Origin of the sequence: Pantoea sp. F_5 (assembly GCF_008631595.1) — a bacterium.
GTDB lineage: Bacteria > Pseudomonadota > Gammaproteobacteria > Enterobacterales > Enterobacteriaceae > Pantoea > Pantoea gossypiicola.
Genome location: NZ_VWUO01000009.1, coordinates 1 through 23,195 on the forward strand (window position 1 = coordinate 1; position 23,195 = coordinate 23,195).

Sequence of the window (23,195 nt, forward strand, 5' to 3'; positions counted from 1 at the left end):
TCCCACCGAAGTTATCAGTGTCAGAAGTCATGGGCCATCTGAAAGGAAGAACAGCAATCAGGCTGTTCAACAAGTTCCCCTACCTGCGTAAGCACAAGTTATGGGGCAATCACTTTTGGGCCAAAGGATACTGCGTGGATACAGTGGGCGTGAATGCTGAAATGATCCGTAAATATGTAAAATATCAAGAGAAGCATGAAGTTGAAGATAAACAACTGTCGCTTCATGAGGTGTGAAGAGAGGGCTCTAAGAGTCCGAACTTAGTACGCCCCTATGGGGCGGAAAACAAAGCCGCCTTCTATGAAGGCGGATTTTTACTATGGCGATTGAACAGATCGAGATCCGCGGCTTCCGTTCAGTCCGTAACCTGAGGCCGATTGCGCCGCATACGGCAGTGAATCATATTGCACGGGAACAGCGGGAAGGTGAGACAAGGGGCAGGGGAGAGGCGTTGCTGTGACAGCGTCCCCGCAGGGACGCCCGAAAATTACTCGACGACAGTGATGCGGAAACCGGCAAACTCCACGGTCTGACCGGCAACGATCTTGCAGCGCTTACGGGTCTCTACCGCGCCATTGACCTTCACTTCTCCCTCGGCAATCACGACTTTCGCCTGTGCGCCGCTCTGAACCCAGCCTTCCAGCTTCAGCAGGTCACACAGATCGACGTGCGGGAATTTACCCAGTGAAAAACTTGCCATTTAAACGTCCTCTTTATCGTGAAACTCTTCGCACGCCTGCAGCGTGTTTTGAATCAGTGTTGCAACTGTCATCGGTCCCACACCGCCCGGCACTGGCGTGATGTAGGAGGCGCGCTCTGATGCGCTGTCAAAATCAACGTCGCCCACCACTTTACCGCTGTCCAGACGGTTAATACCTACGTCGATGACGATGGCACCCGGTTTAATCCAGTCGCCCGGAATAAAGCCTGGCTTGCCCACCGCAACGACCAGCAGATCGGCATGCTCAACGTGATGGCGCAGATCTTTAGTAAAGCGATGGGTCACGGTAGTGGTGCAGCCTGCGAGCAGCAGCTCCATGCTCATCGGACGACCAACAATGTTAGACGCCCCGACCACCACAGCGTTCAGGCCGTAGGTATCGATGTTGTAGCGCTCCAGCAGCGTCACGATACCGCGTGGGGTGCAGGGACGCAGGGTTGGCGCACGCTGACACAGGCGACCGACGTTATAAGGGTGGAAGCCATCAACATCTTTATCCGGCGTGATGCGCTCCAGCACTTTTACATTATCGATACCCGCTGGCAGCGGCAGCTGCACCAGGATGCCATCGATTTCGTCGTCCTGATTGAGCTTATCGATCAGCTCCAGCAGCTCAGCTTCGCGGGTGGTGGCAGGCAGATCGTAAGAGCGGGAGTGGAAACCGACCTCTTCACAGGCGCGGCGTTTACTGGCCACATAAATCTGCGATGCCGGGTTTTCACCCACCAGAACCACGGCCAGACCTGGCGCACGTTTTCCGGCGGCCAGGCGCTGCTTCACTTTTTCCGCAACCTCAACGCGCACCTGCTGCGCAATCGTTTTACCGTCAATAATTTTTGCTGCCATCAGAGAGGAAATCCACTGTGTTGTGTTGAATCGGGGAAGGGGGCTATTTTGTCAGAAGCGTGGGCTGCTGTCAGTCACAGTTTCAGCCACGTATGCGCTTTCCGGCTTTTTCGTCGCGACGCGTACCTGCCTGCATGCGTATGATATCTGCAGGACAATCCGGGGAAGATGTAATGATTTGGATAATGCTTGCTACGCTGGCGGTGGTTTTTGTCGCTGGATTTCAGCTGCTCACCGCTGGCTCACGCCACGCCGCTCAAAGGCTCAGTAAACGGCTGCAACTGCCACCGGTACAGGTGGAATCAATGATTTCTATGATGGGCAAAGAGGCGGCAAAAGAGTTTACCGACTATCTCAGTAGCGATAATGAAACGCATCTGCATAACGGCGCAGCGGTACTGCTGATCTGGCAGGTGTTGATTGTTGATGGCAGCGGGGAGAACAGTCAGCGCTGGCATGCGATTCTCAGTCGTGCCGGTTTTCCACCGCTTATCAGCCGCCAGCAGCTGCTGCTCGCGCTGGGCTTTCTGCGCCAGCTGGAGCCGGACAGCCAGGAGCTGCACGCACTTCGTGAGCAGTACAATGCGCGTTTCACCTCACAAGGGATTGAGCTGGAAGGAGAATTTTCCGGCACCAGGAAACTCGTGTCGCTCAGCGAATGGCGCAGGCGTCACTGACGCCAATTGGTTATTACCGCAGCACTTCGCTGCGGTGAAACGGCAAAAACGTTGACGTACCCGCTTCCCGACGTATAATCCGTGCCATCTCCATGCGCCCTTAGCTCAGCTGGATAGAGCACCGGCCTTCTAAGCCGTAGGTCACAGGTTCGAATCCTGTAGGGCGTGCCAAATTCTCTTCTGCATTGCATCCTGAGACTCACTTTTGTTTAACTCTCAGAAGCATACCTCAACGTTTTACTCTTATTCTTCTCCACGAAATTAATTGTCATCAGTACTTTCATGGCGTTTTGAACAGGGCTTTGACTTTTCGAGGCTTATAATGTGCTAGTTTTTAACCTGCTGTTTATATTGAGCGCTATAATATTTTGCGCTTTAGGGTTTCAGCTTGATGTTCAGGCAGAGCCTGCAAAAGTGAGGAAACATTGATACCAGAGCAAGCCAGTTGGTTAGCATGTGCCGGGTTCACTGTGCTATATTTCGCACGTATCGCAACGTCATTCAGGATGAATAAGATGAACGAATTTGAGCAAGAACTTTATGATAACGGCTTCTCTGCTAAAGACATTGGTAAGCTCAAAAGCATTATTAAAAAAGACGAGTCAAAAAAAGATACACTTCAAAGTCTTGTGATTGATCTGAGTAAACGCTTCTGGGGAGGAGTGATTGCCCTTGTTATTTTGACCCTGGTTGGATTGGATGGCATTTTCAATGCAGATGCTTCAAATGCCATTCCATATATTATTGTTCTGACGTTTGCATTCTTTGTAGTCTATTTTGTCACCCCTCTGAATCTGGCCTGGAAAGCTAACAGGTTTATCAGAAAAAACAGGAATTAGTTTTGTTGGGGGCTATTATGCATTTGATAAAGGTTCAAACCTATTCCAGTCCCCTTGTAGGCTGCTCCAGCGCCTTTTAAAGCAAGTGCTGGTTTACTCATAATCTGAACTTTGCGGTAATAGTCAGTTGGCAGATATTTGTATAGCCTCCATGCCTCTGGCTTTAAAGTCAGTTTTAAAATGCCATAGTATGAGGTTGTCAAATCAACTACCTGATAGGCTAGCAATCCGAGTCGCTTATCAAAGCCAAAAAAATCTGCAACATCTTCATATTTATCTCTTACTGGGTTTGATGGGTGGGCCACACCGCTGAGTTTACCTGTGCTCTCAATGCCTGATCCTACGCCATTCATCACCAGGGTTGAACCCGCTACAACACCCAAAACATTACCCGTAGTTACAGAGCCTGCAATCAGACCGACTCCAGCCACGATTTGTAAGCCGCTCAGCACCACGCCGATGCCATTGATTACATATCCTATGACCTTTTCATGGTCATGATAAAACTGCACCGAAGACGATACGACTGCTTCACCCGTTCTGAGCATTCTGTCCTGAATCCTGAGATGCTGGCTTTCCTGCTTCAGATTCTGAATGCACTCCTGACACTGCTCGTCAGAATTCGAAGTACGAATCGTATGGATCTGTAGACGAGCGAACTCGCGCACCTCATCCTGAAATTTTAGTCTTACAAGCGCATCCTTAAGATGAAATTGAGAAAGTGAAGTGGCTATGTTAACTAAATGATTAGCCTCCAAATTTGCCATCGTAAGAAAGTAGTTTGAGAGTCTTTTCGTGTCCCAGTAGTTGTCCATAACAGTGCCTCTGTAAAAACGTGGTCTCACTAAACGTGATTTTCAGATCCTGAAATAGCTGGAGTTGAAAAGGATCTCAAATTGAAGCGTGGAGGTTCTGCATTAGTGATCCACTAAGGGAAAGTTCACTACAGAGTGGCATTAGGGGCGATAAAACATAAAAAATGGATTCCAGATCCAACTTTGGCCTGGACAAAAAATGCGCAAACGTACTTTCCCTTTAGCTGTTCCGCACAGTAGTCCGGGAACCGGACATATGGAAGAAGTTGCATTAAATTATGAGAAAATCACACACCTTTATAAAGACGGTAATCTGCTGGCACATGATGCCTGGAATGAACGTCCGACAGCGTAATCATTGAGGTCTTATTCAGATTAACTGCTCTTTATAAAGAAGCAGGTTATATCATTAAATTTAACGGCGAATATGAGCGGCAGATAACCGCATTGAAAATTGTAATCTGCACGCTCCTCATGCGACTAATTTAATCTGCCGCTCCCCAACCAGAAGCGGCATCCTTTCACCTCAACACCACTAACCCGCAGCCACACCGGACAATGCCAGCACCTGCTTCTGTTTTCTTGCAGGCAGCTTGTTCAGCTGCGCTAATGCATTAACCAGTTGTTCATCGACAAGCTCGGGTGGCTTCACGGTCAGCACAATACGGCCCTCTGTGACATTCACCTCAACTTCGGTTCCGGTAGTAAATCCGGCGGCTGCCAGCCACTGGCCTTTCATAATGATCGACGGAATACGGATATAGTCTGGATAACGGCTGGCGTAACTTACCGTTAATTTGCGCCGGGTGACGGAAGGGGCTTCTGGATTTAAACCAACTGCATTACACTCTGACTCAGTCATGATCTCTATTCCTTTTCAATAGTGATTGTGATTAGCGATATAGAGGTGCTCCAACACCTCTGTATCGCGCTAAATACCTGTACATATAATCAACTAATACGAAAAAAGTCCAGCTGAAAATCGATGTAAATCAGCGAGTTTTCTCACAATTAAAACGATATTATTTGCGGCGCAGATCGCAAAATAAAGTAATTAACTGCAGCACGAAAGCCAATGCAAAACAGAGTTCTGATTTGTATATAGCATAAATAAAATAACGATTTTCACCTGACCACGCTTAATGATAAAGCGCCGTAGATCCTGACGTCACCGGACTGATTATCTCGCTCATAACAATTCCTGAAACCATAAACGCTGCCAGCCAGCATCCGGAGTAAACAAACTGCCACACCTTGTCCGGACTCAAAAATTAAAGACACTTTTTTTCCTCCCGCCGCAGTGCCATGATAGCCGCCTCATAATCATCCTCTCCGGCCAGCCCGCCACAGAGCACATAAACAGGGAGCACTCCGTCATGGAAAGTAAAAATCTTGTTGATATTGCTGAAGCCTTTCCTCAGTTAGCCATCGATCTGAAATACGCCACTGCCGATAATCTCACAGGGCAACCGATCTACCGCGATGCACGTTGTCTGCTGCATGTTGATGCGGTGAAAGCGCTGGCAAAGAGTATTAACATTGCAAAAATTGCGGGCTACAGGCTGTTGGTGCTCGATGCGTACCGGCCACCTGCCGCGCAGGCAATCCTTTGGCAGGCCTGCCCGAATCAGGACTATGTCGCACCGCTGACGCGCGGATCAAACCACAGCCGCGGCACCGCAGTGGACGTGACGCTGCTCGACGAGCATGGGAAGATCGTGGATATGGGTACCGGTTTCGATGAGATGAGTGAGCACTCCCATCCTTATCATCCTGCAGTGCCCGTTCAGGCACAGCGTAACCGTCTGATGCTTAATGCCATCATGCTGGGCGGTGGCTTCACTGGCATTGCGACCGAATGGTGGCATTTTGAATTGCCCGGTTCAGAAAGCTATCTTCTGATCGACGGCGTGTTTGGCTGTTATTCCTCACCACAGGCAGAAAATATCAGCCTCTGAGAAAAGAGAACAGTTTTGATATATCTGTTTAGAGGAAATGCAGAAAGCGTTGATCTTCATAAAATGCAGAAGGGCAGAGCGATAAAATGAGCGGGTTCGGGCAGGGTGATAAGTAAAAATAGCTTAACGCGAAGAAAATAAATAAGCCGTGGCAGATGCCACGGCTAAGGACTTATGCAGACTGCCACTCGCTTTCAACATCCGCTTTAGATTTAGACAGGATGACTTTATTGTCATCAACGTCTTTCACCCAGCTGAATGGAATAATGTGGTGTTTGCCGCCTGCTTCAGGATCGCTTTTCGCCAGCTTAATTTTGTCGTCGCCTTCGAAATGGTCAACAATCCCGACATGTTCGCCATTCACATCAACAACCTGTGCGTGATCCAGAATCTCTGATTTATCTACCATGTTGACTTAATCCTTATATTTGATGAGTTCAGTTGCCCTCAGACAGAACAAGCCTGGTTGTTAATCGCGGTTTGCGCCAGGCGATTAACAAAATGAAATAGTTGAGTTGACCGGACCTGAAGGCAATTATTGGTTTCCGCGACATGAAAAAAGAAACCGCGAACCGATCCCGATGTTCGCAGTATCGGGTCTGCTCAGCTAAACCCTTTCCACTCCGGCATGTTCAGATTTGCCGCGATCCTCTGCGGCTGTTTCATCAATCAACGCTATGATAATCAGGCCTGTCGCCGCGCCCGGGTCTGCCTGAACGCAGGCGATTTAACTCACATAAAGGAGTGCTTATGTCTGCGATCAGCTCACTTAACACCGAAGGCGGCGTCTGGATTAATCAGCCGCCGGTACACAGTCTGGATGGTGAAACATTGCAGTTCGAAACCGCGTTAAACAGCGATTTCTGGCAGCGCACCTGGTACGGCTTCGAACGGCACAGCGGCCACGCTTTTGGCTTCTGGGTGGAAAATGATTTTACCGTTCAGGTGCAGGTGAGGGCGGACTTCAGCCAGCTCTACGATCAGGCCGGTCTGTTTATTCAGGACAGTGAAACGCACTGGGTTAAAGCGGGCATTGAGTTTAACGATGACCAGCCTGCCATCGGCAGCGTGGTCACGCGTAAGTTTTCTGACTGGTCTACCGGTGTTTTTCCCGGTGATGCGCGTCAGTTCTGGCTGCGTGCCACGCTGGAAAAGGCGGTATTACGAATCCAGTACTCCACCGATGGCCTGACCTGGCCACTGTTGCGGCTCTGCCCGTGGCCGGGTCAGACGCGGCGTTTTGTCGGCGTGATGGGCTGTTCGCCTGAACGCGAGGGGCTGGCGATCCGTTTCAGCGACTTCATGCTGGGTCCGCCGCCTGGCAAAGCACTCCACGATCTCTCCTGACCGCATTGCATATCATCGCGGAATCCGCTTAATTGTCAGGTCCGAATTTGCGGTGACGTGTCGTCCATACCGGACGACGCCTTTACAGGGAAAGCTATGCATTGCGCCACCTTACTGACCCGGCTGCTGGTCATCTTATGCTGTACCGGTTGGGCAGAGCAGGCCGCAGCCGATACCGTCTGGCTGACTAATGGCGATCGGCTGACCGGCACGATCCGTTACCTCAGCGACGGCAAGCTGGCGATTGAGACACACTACGCGGGCACCGTCACCCTGGCGTGGAATGCGGTCAGTACGCTCGCCAGCGACAATCCGGTCAATGTCGAAAACAAAAAGACCGGCGAACATTATCAGGTGCGGCTCTCTTCGTCCGATCCCGGCTATGTCTGGGTGGAACGCAATGAGCAGGAGCAGCAGGTCTCCGTCAGGCGCATCGATGAGTTTATGAAAGCCAAAGTGCGCAGCGATCAGCTTGCCTGGACCGGCAATATCGATGCCGGTGTTAAGGTCAAAAAAGCCTCGACGAAAACTGACGACTACAGCTTTGCGCTCAACACCAAACTGAACAAGGGGAATTGGCGTCACGACATCGGGGCGACCTATAACCGTGAGCAGGAAAACGCGAGTGTCAACACAGACAATTACAGCCTGCGCTACGCCTTCGACTATCTGGTCAGTGAGCAGTTCTTCTGGCAGACACGCGCGACCTACAAGCGCGACTGGGTGGAGAACCTCTCACGCCAGGCGCTGCTCGGCACCGGCCCCGGTTATCAGCTGTGGGACACCGAACTCAGCGCTTTCTCTCTCTCCGTGCTGGGCGGAGCCTTTGAATATGGCTACAGCGACGATCGCGAAGAACGGCACGTTGGCGGCTCGCTGCGCTGGAACTATCAGCGCTATCTGCTGGGTAAATCGGTCACGCTTTACAGCAACGGCGATGTCGGTCATTCACTGGATGATGACGGGGTGTTTATGCTGGATGCGGAAGTCGGGATGCGCTATAGCCTGACCTCCTGGTCAACCCTGCACCTTGGCTATCATCGCAATCTGGTCAGCGGCATTCCTGATACCCTGAACGAAGGCATCTTTTCCACCGGATTAGGCCTGAAGTGGTAACCCGCTGATAGTGGAGTCGCAGCAAATCCTTACGGTTTTTATCCGGTTACAGGCCCGGCTTTGGCTAAGCTGCATGTACTGACACAACGGGAATGCAGAAGATGATCGTAAGCAGCAGGGTATATCGTCCGGGAAGTGCGGGCGAAGAGGTCGACGTCGAAGATATCAGTGAAGTGATTAAAGAGCCGGAAGCGTTTATCTGGCTCGGGCTGTGGCAGCCAGACGCTGAATTTATGGCAAAGATTAAAGAGGAGTTCGGCCTGCACGAACTGGCGGTTGAAGATGCGCTTAATGCCCATCAGCGACCTAAAATCGAACATTACGGTGACTCACTGTTTATCGTGGTCAAGACGGTTTGTGCGAAGGATGACAGCTGTGAACTGGGCGAAACCCATTTCTTTGTCGGAAAAAAATTCCTTATCAGCATCCGTCACGGCGCATCTGAAAGCTATACCCCGGTGCGGCAGCGGGCGTCTGAAAATCCGGCGCTGCTGAAGTTCGGCCCTGCCTGGCCGCTCTACTGCCTGCTCGATTTCATTGTCGATCGCTATGCCGCGCTCTCCACTTCGCTGAATGAGCGGGTGGGGCAGATGGAGAACGAACTCTTCACCAGCGAATTTGACCGTAAGTCGGTTCAGTCGGTCTACACCATGCGCCGTCATCTGCTGTCACTACGCAATGCAGCGCAGCCAGTAGAAGAGATCTGTAATCAGCTGATCCACCTGCATGAAGATCTGATCCCGCGTCCGCTGCGCGCCTATATCCGCGACGTGCAGGATCACGCCCGTCATGTGGTGACCGACGCGGAAGATATGCGCGAGATGCTGACCAGCGCCATGCAGGTTAACCTGGCGCTGGTGACAGTGCAGCAGAATGAGGTGGTCAAAAAGCTGGCGGGCTGGGGCGCGATCCTGGTGATTCCGACCGTAGTGTTCAGCATGTACGGTATGAACTTCGAACATATGCCGGAGCTGAAGTCGCTGTATGGCTATCCGCTGGCGGTTGGGCTGACGCTGGTGGCCTGCGGCGGTCTGTGGGCCAGACTGCGACGCTCCGGCTGGCTGTAAAGCAGCCCGTTCTGTAACAGCGGGGCGGATTAATTATCCGCCTCGCTTAATTTTATTTTCCTTTATTTAAGCGAGTCGGAAACGGCCCGCGGTAATAACTTTATTTCACCTCTCTTTACGTTGCCACAATAAAATCATCTTCAGCGTGGTCGTTATTACAGGCTCGTCGTAACTGGCTGATTTTTTATTTCTTCACTACGATAAACAGATAACATCATATATACGCTATCTGCTGGTAAATTCATCCCGCTACGGATGTCATGCAGCCCCGGCAGACGCGATCATTTACCGGCCAGGAGAGACTCAGATGAAAGTACCGCTGCCTGCGTGTCTGTTCACGCCAGGCACTCACCCCAGCGTGTCTGCGCCGGAACACTCCCCTTATGAATGACAGCGACTGGGTTTTGGTTATTGCCCGGACGCAGTTTGCGCTGACCATGGGCATGCATATCACGCTGGCGGCGCTGACGCTTGGGCTGGCCCCGTTTCTGGTCTGGTTTGAGGCGCGCTGGCTGTGGGGAAAGCAGCAGGTCGCCCGGGATGCGCTTCACTTCTGGCTGAACATTTTTTCCCTGACGGTGGCGATTGGTGCTGCCTCCGGCGTAGTCATGGAGTTCCAGTTTGGTACGCACTGGGCGCGCTTTTCCCATCAGGTTGGTGGCGTGATTGGACCGTTAATGTTTTATGAGGTGCTGGTCGCCTTTTTTCTGGAATCAGCGCTGACCGGGGTGATGCTGTTTGGCTTCAATAAAATCCGGCCTGGCATTCATTTTGCCGTGACCTGTCTGGTGGCCGTCGGCGCGCTGCTTAGCGCGTTCTGGATTCTGGCTGCCAATTCCTGGATGCAGACGCCGGTTGGATTTACGCGCAATGAGAACGGTGTTTTCCTGGCCGAAAGCTGGCGGTCGATTCTGCTGTCGCCCTCTTTTCCCTGGCGTTTCAGTCATATGGTGGTGGGGTCACTGATTGCCGTCGCGGTGCTGATGATGGGGGTTGCGGCCTGGCGACTGCGGCATTTTAAGGGGGAGTCAGCTTCACGGCTGATGCTCAACAGCGCGCTGACCCTTCTGCTGTTTGCCGTTCCACTGCAGATTGTCCTTGGCGATCTGCACGGTGAAAATACCCGCGACTATCAGCCCGCTAAACTCGCGGCGATGGAGGGTAGCTGGCGTCCACCTGCGCAGGGTGAGGGGGAACCGCTGCGACTGTTCGCGCTACCGGATCAGCAGGCTCAACGTAACCATCTTGAGGTGAGCCTGCCCGCTCTTGGCTCGCTCTATCTGCGGCACAACCTCACTGGGCACATTAAAAGCCTGAGTGAATTTCCTGCAGAGGCCATTCCACCGGTGCTGCCGGTATTTTTCGCCTTTCGCCTGATGGTGGGGCTGGGACTGATCATCTTACTCACCACGCTGACGGCTAATCTTCAGCGCTGGCGTGGACGGCTGGCCGCATCGGGGCAGTTAATGCGCTGGATGGTATGGCTCTCACCGGCGGGCTTTATCGCACTGCTCTCTGGCTGGGTCGTGACGGAAGTGGGGCGTCAGCCGTGGACGGTCTACAACATGTTACGCACCGCAGAGAGCGTCTCCCCCCTGTCGTTCGGTGCCACGCTGGCCATTTTCGTGGCCGTGCTGCTGATCTACGTGCTGGCCTTCGCTCTCGGCTTACACTATCTGCTGCGCCGGATTAAGGGTGAACTGCCATCGGGACAACCGGTCGTCATTGAGCTAAAAACGCCACATTAGGAGTCTGTGATGGCCGATCTCTCCGCGCTGATTATCTGCCTATCCCTGCTGCTCTATCTGCTACTGGACGGCACTGACCTGGGGGTGGGGATGCTTTTTTGCTGGTTTCACGCTGAGGAACAGCGTGAGCTGATGACGCAGAGTATTCTGCCGGTATGGGATGCGAATGAGACCTGGCTGGTGCTGGCGGCGGGTGGGCTGCTGGCGCTGTTTCCGCCGGTCTATGCACTGCTCTTCAGTCAGCTGAGCGTGCCGCTGTTTGCCATGTTGCTGGCGCTGCTGGTACGGGCGATGGCGCTGGAATACCGCGCCCGGAGTTCTTCACAACTGCGTCACTGGCTGGACCGCATCATGGCGGGCAGTTCGGCACTGGCAACCTTTATTCAGGGCTGGTGCGCCGGGATGATCATCAGCGCGCAGCCGCAAACCGGCCTGCCGGATGGCCTGAGCCTGGTTCCGCTGATCAGCGGTGCGGGCCTCATGGCGATCAATTCGCTGCTGGCATGCTGCTGGATCGGCTGGCGCATCGGCGACAGGGTGCAACCGCTGGCGGCGGTACAGAGCTGGCTGTGGTGGCTGCTGGCGCTGATGATCTTCCTTGTCGAATGCTACCTTAATGCGGATATCTGGCAGCAAAGCTGGCAGCGGCCGCCGGGTAAGATCGCTGCTGCGGCAATTGTCACACTCTGGATCGCCCTGCCGCTGGCCTTGTGGCGAGCCAGGCCGCTATGCCAGCTCATCCTGACGCTGATGCTGATCGGTGCTGTTTTTACCGGTCTGCTGTGCGGCCTCTACCCCTGGCTGGTGCCACATCAGTTCAGCATCAGTGAAAGCGCCTCATCGCCGGTCACACAAAGCTTTGTACTGGTGGGGGCCGCGATTGCTATGCCACTGACATTGCTCTACCACAGCTGGTCGTTCTGGGTTGAGCGCCGGGCGAAATAATATCTGTCCACTATGCTTCAGGCAGAGCGTCATAGGTGGGTGTGCTGAAAGGAGAGAATGAGAGCGTGAAAAAAGATCATACAGCGACCGGGGATAGCCCGATAAAAGAGGATCTCCGCTGGGTTCGCCGCGAATGGCTGATTCAGCGGGCAGGAGAATATCTGTTAATTCTGCTGGTCATTCTGGGTGCATGCGGACTCTTTTCTAAAGGCGTGCTGAGTGACACCAGCGCCCGCTCGCCGGATGGCACCCTTCAGGTGGACTATGAGCGGTTTGGCCGCGTCGAGAGCAACATGGATATGCGCATTCGTTACAACGCCCCGGTAGCCGGGCACTTTAACGTAACGATTGGCGGTGGCGCACTGGATAACCTGCAAATCCAGACGCTACAGCCTCAGCCGCTGGAGGCGGTGACGATCGGCAGCGATCTGCGGCTGACCTTTTCTGCCCGCGACACCGGGCCGGAGCACGCCATCTGGATCGGCCTGCAGCCACGCAATCCGGGGCGCATTCACGTTGCCATTAACGGCGGCGACCATCCTCCGGTCCGTTTTACCCAATGGATCTATCCCTGACAGAGGCGCGTTATGGAAACGGTATTACGTGCGGCAGCTATTTACCTGGTGCTGATGGTAGTGTTCAAAATTGCCGGCAGGCGCACCCTGTTGCAGATGACCTCTTTTGATCTGATTCTGCTGCTGATTATCAGCGAAGCAACCCAGCAGGCGCTGCTGGGGGACGATTTTTCGGTGACGGGGGCGGCGCTGACCATCATCACCCTGGTCACCATTGATATTGTGCTGGGCAAGCTGAAAAGTCGTTTTCCGGTGGTGGAACAGGTCATCGATGGCGGCCCGGTCATCCTGGTGGAAAACGGCAATCTGCTGACCGAGCGTATGAAGATGACCGGCATTAATCCTGATGACGTGCTGGAAGCGGCGCGATCCGGTCCGGGTCTGGAGCGGTTCGATCAGATTAAATATGCGGTGCTGGAGGTCAACGGCCATATCTCCATCATTCCCCAGGCGGAGAAGTAACTGCATCCTCGGAAGGGTGCACCGGGTTACAGGTTCAGCATCCGGTAAATAGTGATACGGCTCTTTTACTTGTTATTCTGCGGATATGCGCCATGCTCAGTAATCCACCCATGTTTTATTATCCGAGCTGGCCTGACACTCAATCAGCGTTATGCTTCACAGTCAGGTTTAAAGTGAATGAATTTAATCGTTTTACCTTTTATCCGGTCACCGGCTGGCACATCGGCCCGTTAAGCGGTCACGGCGCGCTGGTGCTGCAATTTGGCTACCTTGATCCTCATGCCCCGCGCGAGCGCTCGGCGCAGGAGTCGCTGTTTTTCGGCCTGACTATCGAGATGGCGAAAGAGCTGGTCAGCACACTCACCACGCACATTAACGACATTGAAAAGAACGGGACTCCGCATTGACGCCCTGACGCGCCATCCGTTACTCCGCTGACGGATCGGCGGGTGCATAAACCCGCAGCGCACGGGCGAGCAGGCGAAAATGCGCGGGTGTCTGGCCGATAATCTCGCCGTCTGCATTGATGTAGTGAGGACGACGCGTCTCAATGGTCAGTTCCGTAGTGCTGAATGCCCGCACGTTGCGCCAGCGGCCATGGGTGCCGCGCCGCAGAAAGGGCAGCAGCGCAATGAGCTGCCAGCTATGCTGCAACTCCAGGCTGTAGACATCCAGTAACCCATCGTCGGGTGCTGCGCGCTGTTCCACCGTCATGCCACCGCCGTAGAAGCGCCCGTTGCCCACTGATACCTGAACCGTTTTGACCGGTACCCGCTGGCCCTGATGCACCAGTGTGGCGCTGAACGGACGGCTCTGCCGCAGCAGCCGCAACGCCGCCAGGGCGTACCCGCCCACACCCCAGCGTTTTTTCGATTCCGCCGTAAGGTTACGCGCCAGCTCTGCCGAAAAGCCGATGCTCGAGACGTTAAGAAACAGGTGCTGATTCACTTCCCCCAGATCCACGGCGCGCAGCTGTCCATCTGCGATAATGTTCACCGCCTGTTCAAGGCTGGCGGGAATGCCCAGCGTACGGGCAAAATCGTTGGCGGTGCCCAGCGGTAAAATGCCCAGTGGCAGGCCGGTCTGCATCACTCCTGGCGCGGCCGCGTTAAGCGTGCCGTCGCCACCGCCGACGATCACCGCCTCGACGCGACCGGCATAAGCCGCGATGAGCTGGCTGTAGGTACGGGTCTCATCCTCGTCCGGTTGCAGCAGGGTGAAACCAGCCTGAACCAGCAGTGTCTGCGCCCGACTGGCCTCAATGCGTCCTTTTCGTGATCGCTGATTAATCAGCAGCAGAGCCGTTTTCTGAGGGTAAGGCATACTTTTACGTCATCCTGATGTCAAAATGGGGAACGAGACGGCAAGTACAGCATCGGCCTGACCCGTGAACAACCCTGTTTGCGCGACTTTACGTACCCGTTCCGTGCCCTAAGAGGCGATAAAGATCGTCTACACTGCTTAGGGTCAGTTCCATATTGAGGAGTTGCAATGACCGAACACGAATTCAGAAAATGGTTAGCCGAACAGGGTTTTGATGAGCCACTGCTGATTGAGCGTGCCGCATCAGCCCGGCTTGATAATCACGTCCATCCTTTTGAGGCGCTGGCCCTGATTCTCAGTGGTTACATCACTATCAGTACCGAGCAGGGCGACACCACCTATCATCCCGGCGAGACGTTTCACCTGCAGCCGAATGAACTGCATCGCGAAGCGTTCGGACCTCAGGGCGTCAGCTATCTGGCGGGGCGTAAATATGAGTAACTGGCAATCAGTATGAACGTGTCTGACGCGCTGTTTACCCGACTGGCACGTTCGCCGTTTCGTCAGCGCTTTCGGCTGGGGCGCGCTGAGTACGATTATGCGAGCAGCAAAGGCGAGCCGGTTTTGCGACAGCACGCCGCAGAGTTTGTTGCACAGCGTCTGGCGCCTGCTCAGCCGGAAAATGATGGCAAACAGACGCCGATGCGCGGTCATCCGGTGTTTATCGCCCAGCACGCCACCGCGACCTGCTGTCGTGGCTGTCTGAATAAGTGGCACAACATCCGGCAGCATCAGCCGCTGAGCGCAGAGCAGCAGGATTATGTCGTGACGGTGTTACTGGCGTGGATCACTCATCAGATGCAGCAGCCAGCACCGCCCGCCCGCGTGAGCCGGAATAAGCCGAATCCGGACGACGATCCGCAGCTGGCGCTCTGGTAATGGATAAAAAAGCTACAGTCAGCGGCTTTTTCTGGTGAAAACTGGCCCTTTTTCATTCCTGGTTTATTCTTAAATCTTTCCTGGGAAGGCTATGCCAGGATTAAAACCTACACGGCAACGATGAATACAGAGGGAATTATGAAGAAATCAATTATTGCACTGTCTGCTATTTTGCTGGCCTCGCCAGTATTTGCTGCTACCACCACAGATAACACCGTCGCGGAAGCGCATAAAGGCGCTGATACTGCGAAAGAAAAACTGCATCAGACCCAGAACGAAGGCAAAGAGCTGAAGCTGAAGTCTGAGCATGCCGCTGAAGGCAAAAGCCACACTACCGGTAGTAAAATCACCGAAGGTGCTCAGAAAGGCTGGCACAAAACCAAAGAAGGCACTGAAAAAGGCTGGGATAAAACCAAGCAGGGTGCTGAAGAGCTGAAAAACAAAGCGACCAATTAAGACGCTGGTTTTCAGGTTAAAAAAAGAACCCACCGGAAGGTGGGTTTTTTTATGGCTGATCCAAATTATGCTTTGTTGTCCGCCGCCTTTCTTTCTGCGGCTTCTTTTTCCGCGGCGGCTAACGCTGACACTTTGATTTCCGCTTCAGCGGCCGCATCGGCTGCAGCAGAAGCGGCTTCCGCTGCGGCTTCTGCCGCTGTCTCTGACTGCTTTTTGCCTTCTTCGATCACGTCTTCGTCGATGGCGTCGATGTTTTCGCGGTTATCGCGGCCGGAGAGCAGGTTCCAGCAGGCGATAAACAGGGCTGCAATCACCGGACCGATCACGAAACCGTTGATGCCGTAAATCTCCATGCCGCCCAGCGTAGCGATCAGGATCATATAGTCAGGCATTTTAGTGTCTTTGCCGACCAGCAGCGGACGCAGAATGTTATCCACCAGACCGACAATCACCACGAAGAAACCAACCAGGAACAGTCCTTTCCACAGTGCGCCGGTAGCGAAGAAGAAGATTGCCGCAGGCACCCAAATGATGGCGGAACCGACCGCCGGAATCAGGGAGAGGAACGCCATCAGCGCGCCCCATAGCAGGCTGCCATCGATGCCGGTAAACCAGAAAGCCAGCCCGCCGAGAATACCCTGCACGATACCGACCACCACCGTACCTTTCACCGTCGCGCGCGCCACGGCTGCAAACTTCACCATCAGGTGGTGCTTCACGTAGGTGGAAAGCGGCAGCGCTTCCAGAATCAGATGCACCAGATAGGAGCCATCTTTCAGCAGGAAGAACAGCAGATAGAGCATGATGCCAAAGCCGACGGTGAAGCTGAACGTCCCTTTACCGATGATAAAGGCACTGCCCGCCACATACTGACCGCCCTTAAGCGCAAATGAGGAGAGCTTCTGCTGAATCTGTCCGGCGTTATCCAGATTATTTTCAGCCAGGAAATGCCTCGCCCAGCGCGGCAGATGCTGCAGCAGATCGGCGAACACGGCCGGGAATTGCGACGAGTTAGTCTGCAGTTTGTGATAGACCGCATTGGTTTCAACCACCAGCGAGGAGGCAATAATCGCCAGCGGCGTGAAGACAATCAGGCAGATACAGAACAGAGTAATTAACGCGGCCACACCGTTGCGGTCACCCAGTCGATTGCGCAGCCAGGTTTTTAGCGGATGGAAAATCACCGCCAGAATCGCCGCCCATAAAATTGGCGAGAAATAGGGCGAAAGCACCTCGAAAAACGCGAAGGTGGCGATAGCCAGAATTAAAATGAAAAACCCGATGTTCAATCCTTTAAAACGCATGGAGAAACCTCATCTGGAACAAACTCTGATAAACCCGACGCGCAAATTTGCTGTGTCCGGCTTTGCTTGCGCGGCTGCCTCGTCACAAATTAACGTTCAGGCTTTGCTCGTTAAATGCTGTTACTGGCAGCATCATGCTGGCTAACTGTCTGAAAGGTCTGGCAGAAGTGATGAACGGGCAATGTGCGTTCGCTGCGTGACTTCCGGTCGGTAGCGGCCTGCCTCTGACGGCAGCGCGCTGAATCCTACATTAGCGTAGCGGTTTCGACCATTATTGGTAGCTCAGAGACTCATGATCTCTGTGTATGCTGCCGATAACCCTGTTAATCGGGCAAAAAACAGGCAGTGAAAAATGTGTAAACAGAAAGTCTTAATGGGGCTCCTGGTGCTGGTGTTAACCGGCTGCGCGACTAAGCACTATCCCCAGGCGGCAGCGGTGACGCCGCAAGAGACAGCGATGCTGAACTGCAACGCCCTGGATCAGGCGCTGATCAAAGCGCACGGCGTGCAGAGTGATATTGAGCAGACCGGCCAGTTTAATGCCCTGACCGTGCTGGGCTTTGTCGGGGATTTCGGACTGGGAAATGGCATTGCAAAGTACAATGCCACCCGGAAAGCGGAAAAGCGGGTCACTGCGTTGCAGTCGCTGAAAGCCGCAAAGTGCAGCCAGCGTCTTTCATAACGGGCTGCGTCAGATCAACCAAGCGTCCCTGCGCTGACATGCTGCAACCGGACATTTTCGGCCGCGCGTTTACCGGCCAGGAACGCGTGATCCGAGTTGTAATATTCCCACTCGCTGTAACGACCGGACAGATGGATATCCTGGGTCAGCAGCCACTGGCGGATCAGCGCCACGTTATCGCTGCGCGCATGGTCATAGACTACATAGGCGTAAGGCATATCAACCTCTGAGGCGCAGAGCAGCGGATCGTCCGCGGTGATCATGCCGACCCGGATGCAATCCTGGCGGCAGCGCTCAATCAGTGCATCGCCCTCCAGCGGCAGCGGATTAGCCGCGTTGTAGGTGATTTCACAGGTTAAGCCGAAACCGCCCGGCGGATTGCAGTGCGGACTGGCATTACCCTGCACAAAAATGCGATGAAACAGCGTATCGCCAGGGTAGTAAATCCAGTGTTTTTCAGTCAGGTCAGCCCGGCCAATGCCCAGATTCACACAGCGCACCGACACAAACTGCAGCTGCTGCGCCGCCTGTTGCACACTCTCCGGCACCTCATCGCCCATCAGTTTAATCAGCTCCGGCAGCGGCATGGTGCTGATCAACTGCTCATAACGGTAGTGGCGACCATCCGCCAGCAGGGCGACATGCGCCTGCGGGTAAATGCGGGTCAGGGTGGTGTCCGTTTCCAGCGTACATTTCAGGTGCGGTAAAAAGCCCGACATCAGTGCCTGGAAGCCACCGCGCAGCGGATAGCCGAAACGGGCATTTGGACCGACCGGTTTCGCCAGGGGTTGCAGTGCACCATCGATGATCTGTGACAGATCGGGCAGCGGCACGCGTCCGCCCAGCCATGACGTTTCCATGTCGGTCAGCGGCACTTTCCACAATTTCTGGTTATAGGGCAGGGCGAAGTGACGGGCGATGCCTTTACCCCAGGTGCGCATAATAAAGTGCTGGAAATCCTCTTCGCCTTCCACTGCGCCGAGACTGCTGCCCTCATCGGGGATTGCACCATCCGCACAGCAATCCCGCCGCGCCCGCGCCCGATCCAGCGGCACGGCAGCCGCCGCGGTTTCGCCGTAACGCGCTTCGATAGCGCCCAGCACGCACTCTTTTACCACTTCGACCGGCAGGCCATGCAGCGCCGACTGGAAGGGATAACGGGTATAAACACCGTCGCTGTAAACCCAGGCTTCGCGCGCCTGCCAGTGCAGATTGTCGCCCAGCAGCATCTCATAGAGCTGCAACACGTAGGGATCCTGCGAGAACATGATGTGACCGGCATAGTCGAAGGTGAACCCATGATCGTCAATTGATCGGCACCAGCCGCCTGGCGCGCTATTTTTCTCCAGCAGCACCGCACCTTCGCCATAGTGATACCCGGCGCTCAGCCCCGTCGGTCCTGCGCCAATAATCAGACAGGGCACCGCATCGCTCTCCAGCATCGCTGGCGTGAGTGGCATGACATCAGCCTGCGCCCGGGTCTGGCTGGCTGACTTCAGCGCGGGCTGACGCTGCGTCAGCGCCTGCTGGATCAGGCCATGTATCTGCTCTGTGGTGCGATCCCAGGAGGTGGCATCCACTTTGGCCTGCATCCGTCCCGCCAGCGCCAGCCGTTCTGCGGCACTGATCGCCATTGCCTGTTCACAGGCGGCAATAAATTCCGCGTGCGTCTCTGCTACCGCCACTTCCTCTGCATAGTGACGCGCCACATCGACAATGGCAGTACTGACAATCGGCAACTGCGCCGCCATATACTCCAGCACCTTGGTCGGGGAGATGTAGCGGGTCGAAGCATTGATAGCAAACGGCATCAGACAGACATCCCAGCCCGCCAGAAACTGCGGCAGAGCCTGATAAGGCTGCTGACCGAGCCAGTGAATATTGTCGCGCTGCGGCAGGCTGGCGGGATCAATTTTCACCACCGGTCCGACCATGATGATCTGCCATTCGGGATGGCTGTCTGCCAGCGCGGCTATCAGCGGCAGGTCGATACGCTCATCCAGCACGCCGTAATAACCCAGGCGCTGCGACGGAATGGCATCCTGTAACGGATGACGATTCGTGCGATCGCGCGCCTGTTCAAAATGAATGGCATCAACGCTGCTGGGGAAGCAGTAAACCTGAGCGTGTTTATCACGCTTCGCTTCATAAAGGCTGGAGCCGCCGGTAAAGACCAGATCGGCGCGGGTCATCAGCGCCGATTCGCGCTGCTGCAGCTGGCGCGGCGCATTCTGGAAGGCCGAAAGCTCATCCATACAGTCGTAAATCACCAGTGCAGGATCAAAAGGTGTCAGCAGCGGCAGTGCCATTGGCGTATAGAACCAGATCAGCGGCTGTTCGTCCTCCTCCAGCAGTGGCGTCAGCAGCAACAGCAGCGGGGCGATCTGGCTGTCGTGAAAGCCGGGCGCGTCGCTGTCGGTGTGCGGCTGGATCACCGTAATGTTGGCGGCAGGCGAACTCTGATGCAGACCTGGTGGCCCCGCCTGCCAGACTGGCTCCTCGACAAACAGCACGCGATAGTGCTGCGCCAGGCGTGTCAGTAGCTGCTGCGGACGCTGAAAAACAAAGCCCCAGCGTAAATGGCTGAAAACGATGAGAACAGGTGGTTTCATGGTGTGCTCCTGGCTGGGATGTAATGGGGACTGGATGTGCTGCAAAAAGCGCTGCGCCTGACGCAAGGCGTCGGCATAAGGCTGCTGTAACTGGCGGGCGTAAGGATCGGAACCCAGAAGATCGAGGTCCCACAGGCCGCTGCGGGTCCAGAAGGTGGTCTCTTCCCACAAGGGACGATCGAGAATCGGATAGAGGCAGATGCCGAGCAGGTCCGCGCCCGCCAGCTGCGCCTGTGCAACCTGTGTGGCGATCTCGCGGATCCAGGCACCGCGGCCGCTGCCGACGTGGCTGGTTTCTGCCAGCAGCAGCGGCCGCTGATAGCGATGCCAGACCTGCAGCAGCAGCTGATGCAGCGGCTGGCGTCGGCTGTCGCCCAGATGCCAGTAAAGCCGCCGGTTGGAACCCTGTTCCCACTGGTTGGCGTGGTAATAATTCACGCCAATCAGATCGAGATAGCGGGGTGCGCCGCCCAGTTCCGGGTTACGGCGGCCACAGAGCATGTCCCATGCCTGATACTGGGTGTCACACATCTCACGCGCCAGACGGTCGCTGTCGGAATCGGCGGGATCGGGCGCGATATGGATCAGCGGATCGCAGTGCAGCACTCGGGCGCGCGGATCGGCCTGCCAGATCGCATCACAGGCGGCCAGGGTGGCGCGCACCAGTTGCTGCTTGACGGCATCGGCCCCATCCGGCTGCGGGATCGCCTCACAGGCGAACAGCCCGACCGAGATGCCCCAGCTGACAAAGGAGATCTCATTCATCGGAGAGTAGATCGGTGCCTGCTGATACCAGGGTGCCAGGAAGCGGGCCAGTGCGCCACAGAAGGCAGCGAAACGGAGGATAAAGTCGTGATCAAACAGACTGACACCCGCGGGCCAGCCGTAGTGGCAGATTGTCCAGCTCAGCTGGATACCCTGCTGCTCTGCGGCCTGCATCCGTGCAGCGACCGTGGAGAAATCATAGTGGCCGTCGCGTTCACATAACCGCCAGCCGACGCTTTCCCGCACGGTGCGAATGGCAAAGGGACTCAGCGCTGCATAATCCTCTGCCGCCCGCGCCTGATGCTGGTTCAGATCGTTCATCGACAGCGCAACACCGGCCGGATTGACATGATCGGCACCTTCGTAGCCGGCCTGCCAGAAACTGGAAAAGGGCGTCATGGCATCTCCAAAAAAAAGCAACACGCTTCCCGCTGACGAGCCGTCGCGAAACGGGTCAGGGCGTTACAGGTATGCAAAGCAGACTGGCAATCCTTGCCATAAGCCACAGACGCTAAATTGCAGGCAACAGAGCCTGTGACGGTTTGGATACGTGAGATAGCAGAACTCTACGTGCGGCGCTATCGGCAGGAAAAAGAGTGGCTTCTCTGAATGTTAACGGATTTTGCGGAAGCCTTACTGGAAAGTATAGGTAAGGAACGGTTCTTCGCAAATTATTGAAGTGAAAAGGAAAAAGCGCAGCGGTAAAAGCCATACATTCAGAAACAGGAATTTTTCACTTTTGTTTATGCTGTTGGGTTGATAAGCGAGGCGTGAAGAGAGTCAGCGCTATTTTCAGCTTTGTTAACCTTTTCCTCAACATGCAGAGCAGACAGACTTACCCGTTTTAGCGTTACTGCTTCGCTTGCCTTTTAACGGGCTGGCGACAAGATTTACTTATTGCTGGCCTGAATCTGCAGGCTATTAACGGGCGGCCGGTTAAGCGGCGCGCCCCTTAAAACAGGATGTTTAACCGACTATGTTCTCATTCGACTGGCACCGCTTCTTACTTAACGACCAACCGGCCACCTTTTTGTTTGAAGTGGTCGCGCGGGTTCTGATCGCTTATCTGGTGGTTTTTACTTTTCTGAAAGTGTCAGGACGCCGCGGCGTGCGTCAGCTGTCGCTGTTCGAACTGGTGGTGATTCTGACGCTGGGTTCCGCGTCCGGTGACGTTACGTTTTACGACGATGTCCCGGTGCTGCCGGTGATTATGGTGTTTGTGGTATTGCTGGCGCTCTACCGCCTGACCACCTGGCTGACGTCACACAGCCCGCGCTTTTCACGGCTGATTCAGGGCGACGTCATTACCCTGATTAAGGATGGCCTGTATGTGCTGGAAAGTCTGGATCAGCTGAATATTTCCGAAGATGAGTTCTATATGGAGTTGCGTCAGAGCGGCGTAGAGCATCTGGGACAAATCCGGCTGGCGCTGGTGGAGGTGGATGGTCAGCTCAGCCTCTATTTTTACGATGATGACGAGATGCGCGCCGGGTTAAGCGTGCTGCCGCCGGAGCACCGACAGGATTACAGCACTGTGCCAGTCGGCGCGCTTTACGCCTGCACCCATTGTGGCCAGACGCAGAGGATTGAGGCGGAGCAACAGGCCGTCTGCCCGCGCTGTCAGCGACAGCGCTGGTCTGCGGCGCTAAGCGTACGTCGGCTGCATTAGTGGTGTCAGAACATCGGGCTAAACCGCGCTTAAACCCGTCGCAGCTTGTTCCCGCTCTCCACATAACTTTGCCTGTTACTGACAGAAAATGAAAACCCGTCGGGCAGCATAGCGACACCGTTACCAGAGAGGTGTGCGTATGAAAGTGAGGGCGGCCAGTGCATTACTGTTTTTACTGTTATCGTTTGGTGCAATTTCACAACAGGTGATCAGCGAAAGTCATCCTCATTCACGCAGTGCGCGACTGCTGGAGCAGGGGAGTCAGGTCGATACGGCGGACTCGCCGGATGAACATCTGCTGGAGAGGCGGGAGTGGCGAAGCAGTCTGCAGCGCAAGCCGTATTAAAATGCGATCCCCGGCAGCGTGCTCTGCCGGGGATCCGAGATTG

The 23,195-nt window shown here is 54.8% G+C and carries 28 protein-coding genes and 1 tRNA gene; 21 read left to right on the forward strand and 8 right to left on the reverse strand.

Annotation, left to right across the window (positions count from 1 at the left end; genetic code table 11):
• Positions 1 to 236: IS200/IS605 family transposase (tnpA, locus tag F3I44_RS13130; RefSeq protein ID WP_150019317.1), on the forward strand; the 236-nt coding region annotated here is incomplete at its 5' end.
• 83 nt (positions 237 to 319) lie between these two features.
• Complete coding sequence (locus F3I44_RS23740; protein ID WP_190285943.1) at positions 320 to 460, forward strand: hypothetical protein; 141 nt, start codon at positions 320 to 322, stop codon at positions 458 to 460.
• A gap of 27 nt (positions 461 to 487) precedes the next feature.
• Here the strand turns inward: F3I44_RS23740 and ybcJ are convergent, their stop codons facing one another.
• Positions 488 to 700 (reverse strand): ribosome-associated protein YbcJ, encoded by a 213-nt coding sequence (gene ybcJ / locus F3I44_RS13135; RefSeq protein WP_013357050.1) that lies wholly within the window; start codon positions 698 to 700, stop codon positions 488 to 490.
• Positions 701 to 1,567: a bifunctional methylenetetrahydrofolate dehydrogenase/methenyltetrahydrofolate cyclohydrolase FolD gene (gene folD, locus F3I44_RS13140; protein ID WP_033731804.1), complete on the reverse strand. Its 867-nt coding sequence runs from the start codon at positions 1,565 to 1,567 to the stop codon at positions 701 to 703.
• Positions 1,568 to 1,740: 173 nt separating this feature from the next.
• Here folD and F3I44_RS13145 point away from each other — a divergent pair, with 173 nt between their 5' ends.
• The 3 genes from F3I44_RS13145 to F3I44_RS13155 all read left to right on the forward strand — a co-directional run bounded on the left by F3I44_RS13145 (position 1,741) and on the right by F3I44_RS13155 (position 3,083).
• Positions 1,741 to 2,244 (forward strand): DUF1198 family protein, encoded by a 504-nt coding sequence (locus F3I44_RS13145; protein WP_150019436.1) that lies wholly within the window; start codon positions 1,741 to 1,743, stop codon positions 2,242 to 2,244.
• A gap of 94 nt (positions 2,245 to 2,338) precedes the next feature.
• Positions 2,339 to 2,415 (forward strand) — tRNA-Arg (locus F3I44_RS13150).
• Between the two features lie 344 nt (positions 2,416 to 2,759).
• Complete coding sequence (locus F3I44_RS13155) at positions 2,760 to 3,083, forward strand: hypothetical protein (RefSeq protein WP_150012413.1); 324 nt, start codon at positions 2,760 to 2,762, stop codon at positions 3,081 to 3,083.
• Here the strand turns inward: F3I44_RS13155 and F3I44_RS13160 are convergent.
• Positions 3,080 to 3,898, reverse strand: coding sequence for a DUF4225 domain-containing protein (locus tag F3I44_RS13160; protein ID WP_150012411.1), 819 nt, complete (start codon positions 3,896 to 3,898; stop codon positions 3,080 to 3,082). The genes F3I44_RS13155 and F3I44_RS13160 overlap by 4 nt on opposite strands.
• 199 nt (positions 3,899 to 4,097) lie before the next feature.
• Here F3I44_RS13160 and F3I44_RS23745 point away from each other — a divergent pair, with 199 nt between their 5' ends.
• On the forward strand, positions 4,098 to 4,253 hold the full coding sequence (locus tag F3I44_RS23745) for a hypothetical protein (RefSeq protein WP_370452848.1): 156 nt from the start codon (positions 4,098 to 4,100) through the stop codon (positions 4,251 to 4,253).
• A 180-nt stretch (positions 4,254 to 4,433) separates the two neighbouring features.
• On the opposite strand, the gene F3I44_RS13165 is transcribed toward F3I44_RS23745, so the two are convergent.
• Positions 4,434 to 4,760: a SymE family type I addiction module toxin gene (locus F3I44_RS13165; protein ID WP_150012409.1), complete on the reverse strand. Its 327-nt coding sequence runs from the start codon at positions 4,758 to 4,760 to the stop codon at positions 4,434 to 4,436.
• A gap of 514 nt (positions 4,761 to 5,274) precedes the next feature.
• Between F3I44_RS13165 and ddpX the strand changes: the two genes are divergently transcribed.
• Complete coding sequence (gene ddpX / locus F3I44_RS13170; protein ID WP_150012407.1) at positions 5,275 to 5,856, forward strand: D-alanyl-D-alanine dipeptidase; 582 nt, start codon at positions 5,275 to 5,277, stop codon at positions 5,854 to 5,856.
• A 172-nt stretch (positions 5,857 to 6,028) separates the two neighbouring features.
• Here the strand turns inward: ddpX and F3I44_RS13175 are convergent, their stop codons facing one another.
• Positions 6,029 to 6,265: a DUF2171 domain-containing protein gene (locus tag F3I44_RS13175; RefSeq protein ID WP_013357057.1), complete on the reverse strand. Its 237-nt coding sequence runs from the start codon at positions 6,263 to 6,265 to the stop codon at positions 6,029 to 6,031.
• Positions 6,266 to 6,606: 341 nt separating this feature from the next.
• Between F3I44_RS13175 and F3I44_RS13180 the strand changes: the two genes are divergently transcribed.
• The 8 genes from F3I44_RS13180 (at position 6,607) to F3I44_RS13215 (ending at position 13,523) form a co-directional block, all read left to right on the forward strand.
• Complete coding sequence (locus F3I44_RS13180) at positions 6,607 to 7,203, forward strand: DUF1349 domain-containing protein (protein WP_150012405.1); 597 nt, start codon at positions 6,607 to 6,609, stop codon at positions 7,201 to 7,203.
• A 96-nt stretch (positions 7,204 to 7,299) separates the two neighbouring features.
• Positions 7,300 to 8,319: a DUF481 domain-containing protein gene (locus F3I44_RS13185; protein ID WP_150012403.1), complete on the forward strand. Its 1,020-nt coding sequence runs from the start codon at positions 7,300 to 7,302 to the stop codon at positions 8,317 to 8,319.
• 101 nt (positions 8,320 to 8,420) lie between these two features.
• Positions 8,421 to 9,386 carry a magnesium and cobalt transport protein CorA gene (locus tag F3I44_RS13190; protein WP_150012401.1) on the forward strand — a complete coding sequence of 322 codons (966 nt, stop codon included), beginning with the start codon at positions 8,421 to 8,423 and terminating at the stop codon, positions 9,384 to 9,386.
• Between the two features lie 383 nt (positions 9,387 to 9,769).
• Positions 9,770 to 11,134 (forward strand): cytochrome ubiquinol oxidase subunit I, encoded by a 1,365-nt coding sequence (locus tag F3I44_RS13195; protein WP_150012399.1) that lies wholly within the window; start codon positions 9,770 to 9,772, stop codon positions 11,132 to 11,134.
• Positions 11,135 to 11,143: 9 nt separating this feature from the next.
• On the forward strand, positions 11,144 to 12,079 hold the full coding sequence (locus F3I44_RS13200) for a cytochrome d ubiquinol oxidase subunit II (protein ID WP_150012397.1): 936 nt from the start codon (positions 11,144 to 11,146) through the stop codon (positions 12,077 to 12,079).
• Between the two features lie 65 nt (positions 12,080 to 12,144).
• Positions 12,145 to 12,654, forward strand: coding sequence for a hypothetical protein (locus tag F3I44_RS13205; protein ID WP_190285944.1), 510 nt, complete (start codon positions 12,145 to 12,147; stop codon positions 12,652 to 12,654).
• Positions 12,655 to 12,666: 12 nt separating this feature from the next.
• Positions 12,667 to 13,116 (forward strand): DUF421 domain-containing protein, encoded by a 450-nt coding sequence (locus F3I44_RS13210; RefSeq protein WP_150012395.1) that lies wholly within the window; start codon positions 12,667 to 12,669, stop codon positions 13,114 to 13,116.
• A gap of 173 nt (positions 13,117 to 13,289) precedes the next feature.
• The gene (locus F3I44_RS13215) at positions 13,290 to 13,523 is read left to right on the forward strand and encodes a hypothetical protein (RefSeq protein WP_150012393.1); all 234 of its coding nucleotides are present in this window, start codon (positions 13,290 to 13,292) and stop codon (positions 13,521 to 13,523) included.
• A gap of 19 nt (positions 13,524 to 13,542) precedes the next feature.
• Here F3I44_RS13215 and F3I44_RS13220 read toward each other — a convergent pair whose 3' ends face one another.
• On the reverse strand, positions 13,543 to 14,439 hold the full coding sequence (locus tag F3I44_RS13220; RefSeq protein ID WP_150012391.1) for a lipid kinase: 897 nt from the start codon (positions 14,437 to 14,439) through the stop codon (positions 13,543 to 13,545).
• A gap of 168 nt (positions 14,440 to 14,607) precedes the next feature.
• On the opposite strand from F3I44_RS13220, the gene F3I44_RS13225 reads away from it, so the two are divergent.
• From F3I44_RS13225 to F3I44_RS13235, 3 genes are all read left to right on the forward strand, one after another.
• Complete coding sequence (locus tag F3I44_RS13225) at positions 14,608 to 14,880, forward strand: cupin domain-containing protein (protein ID WP_150012389.1); 273 nt, start codon at positions 14,608 to 14,610, stop codon at positions 14,878 to 14,880.
• A 12-nt stretch (positions 14,881 to 14,892) separates the two neighbouring features.
• Entirely contained in the window at positions 14,893 to 15,318 is a 426-nt protein-coding gene (locus F3I44_RS13230) for a DUF4186 domain-containing protein (RefSeq protein ID WP_150012387.1), read from the forward strand.
• A 138-nt stretch (positions 15,319 to 15,456) separates the two neighbouring features.
• Positions 15,457 to 15,774, forward strand: a complete 318-nt coding sequence (locus tag F3I44_RS13235; protein WP_150012385.1) for a hypothetical protein — start codon at positions 15,457 to 15,459, stop codon at positions 15,772 to 15,774.
• A gap of 65 nt (positions 15,775 to 15,839) precedes the next feature.
• Here the strand turns inward: F3I44_RS13235 and F3I44_RS13240 are convergent, their stop codons facing one another.
• Positions 15,840 to 17,078: an AI-2E family transporter gene (locus F3I44_RS13240; protein ID WP_150012383.1), complete on the reverse strand. Its 1,239-nt coding sequence runs from the start codon at positions 17,076 to 17,078 to the stop codon at positions 15,840 to 15,842.
• A gap of 352 nt (positions 17,079 to 17,430) precedes the next feature.
• On the opposite strand from F3I44_RS13240, the gene F3I44_RS13245 reads away from it, so the two are divergent.
• On the forward strand, positions 17,431 to 17,760 hold the full coding sequence (locus F3I44_RS13245; RefSeq protein WP_150012381.1) for a hypothetical protein: 330 nt from the start codon (positions 17,431 to 17,433) through the stop codon (positions 17,758 to 17,760).
• Between the two features lie 14 nt (positions 17,761 to 17,774).
• Here the strand turns inward: F3I44_RS13245 and F3I44_RS13250 are convergent, their stop codons facing one another.
• On the reverse strand, positions 17,775 to 21,536 hold the full coding sequence (locus tag F3I44_RS13250; protein WP_150019437.1) for an NAD(P)-binding protein: 3,762 nt from the start codon (positions 21,534 to 21,536) through the stop codon (positions 17,775 to 17,777).
• Between the two features lie 577 nt (positions 21,537 to 22,113).
• Here F3I44_RS13250 and F3I44_RS13260 point away from each other — a divergent pair.
• Complete coding sequence (locus F3I44_RS13260) at positions 22,114 to 22,806, forward strand: YetF domain-containing protein (protein ID WP_150012377.1); 693 nt, start codon at positions 22,114 to 22,116, stop codon at positions 22,804 to 22,806.
• 139 nt (positions 22,807 to 22,945) lie between these two features.
• Positions 22,946 to 23,152 carry a hypothetical protein gene (locus F3I44_RS13265; RefSeq protein WP_150012375.1) on the forward strand — a complete coding sequence of 69 codons (207 nt, stop codon included), beginning with the start codon at positions 22,946 to 22,948 and terminating at the stop codon, positions 23,150 to 23,152.
• Positions 23,153 to 23,195: the final 43 nt, after the last annotated feature.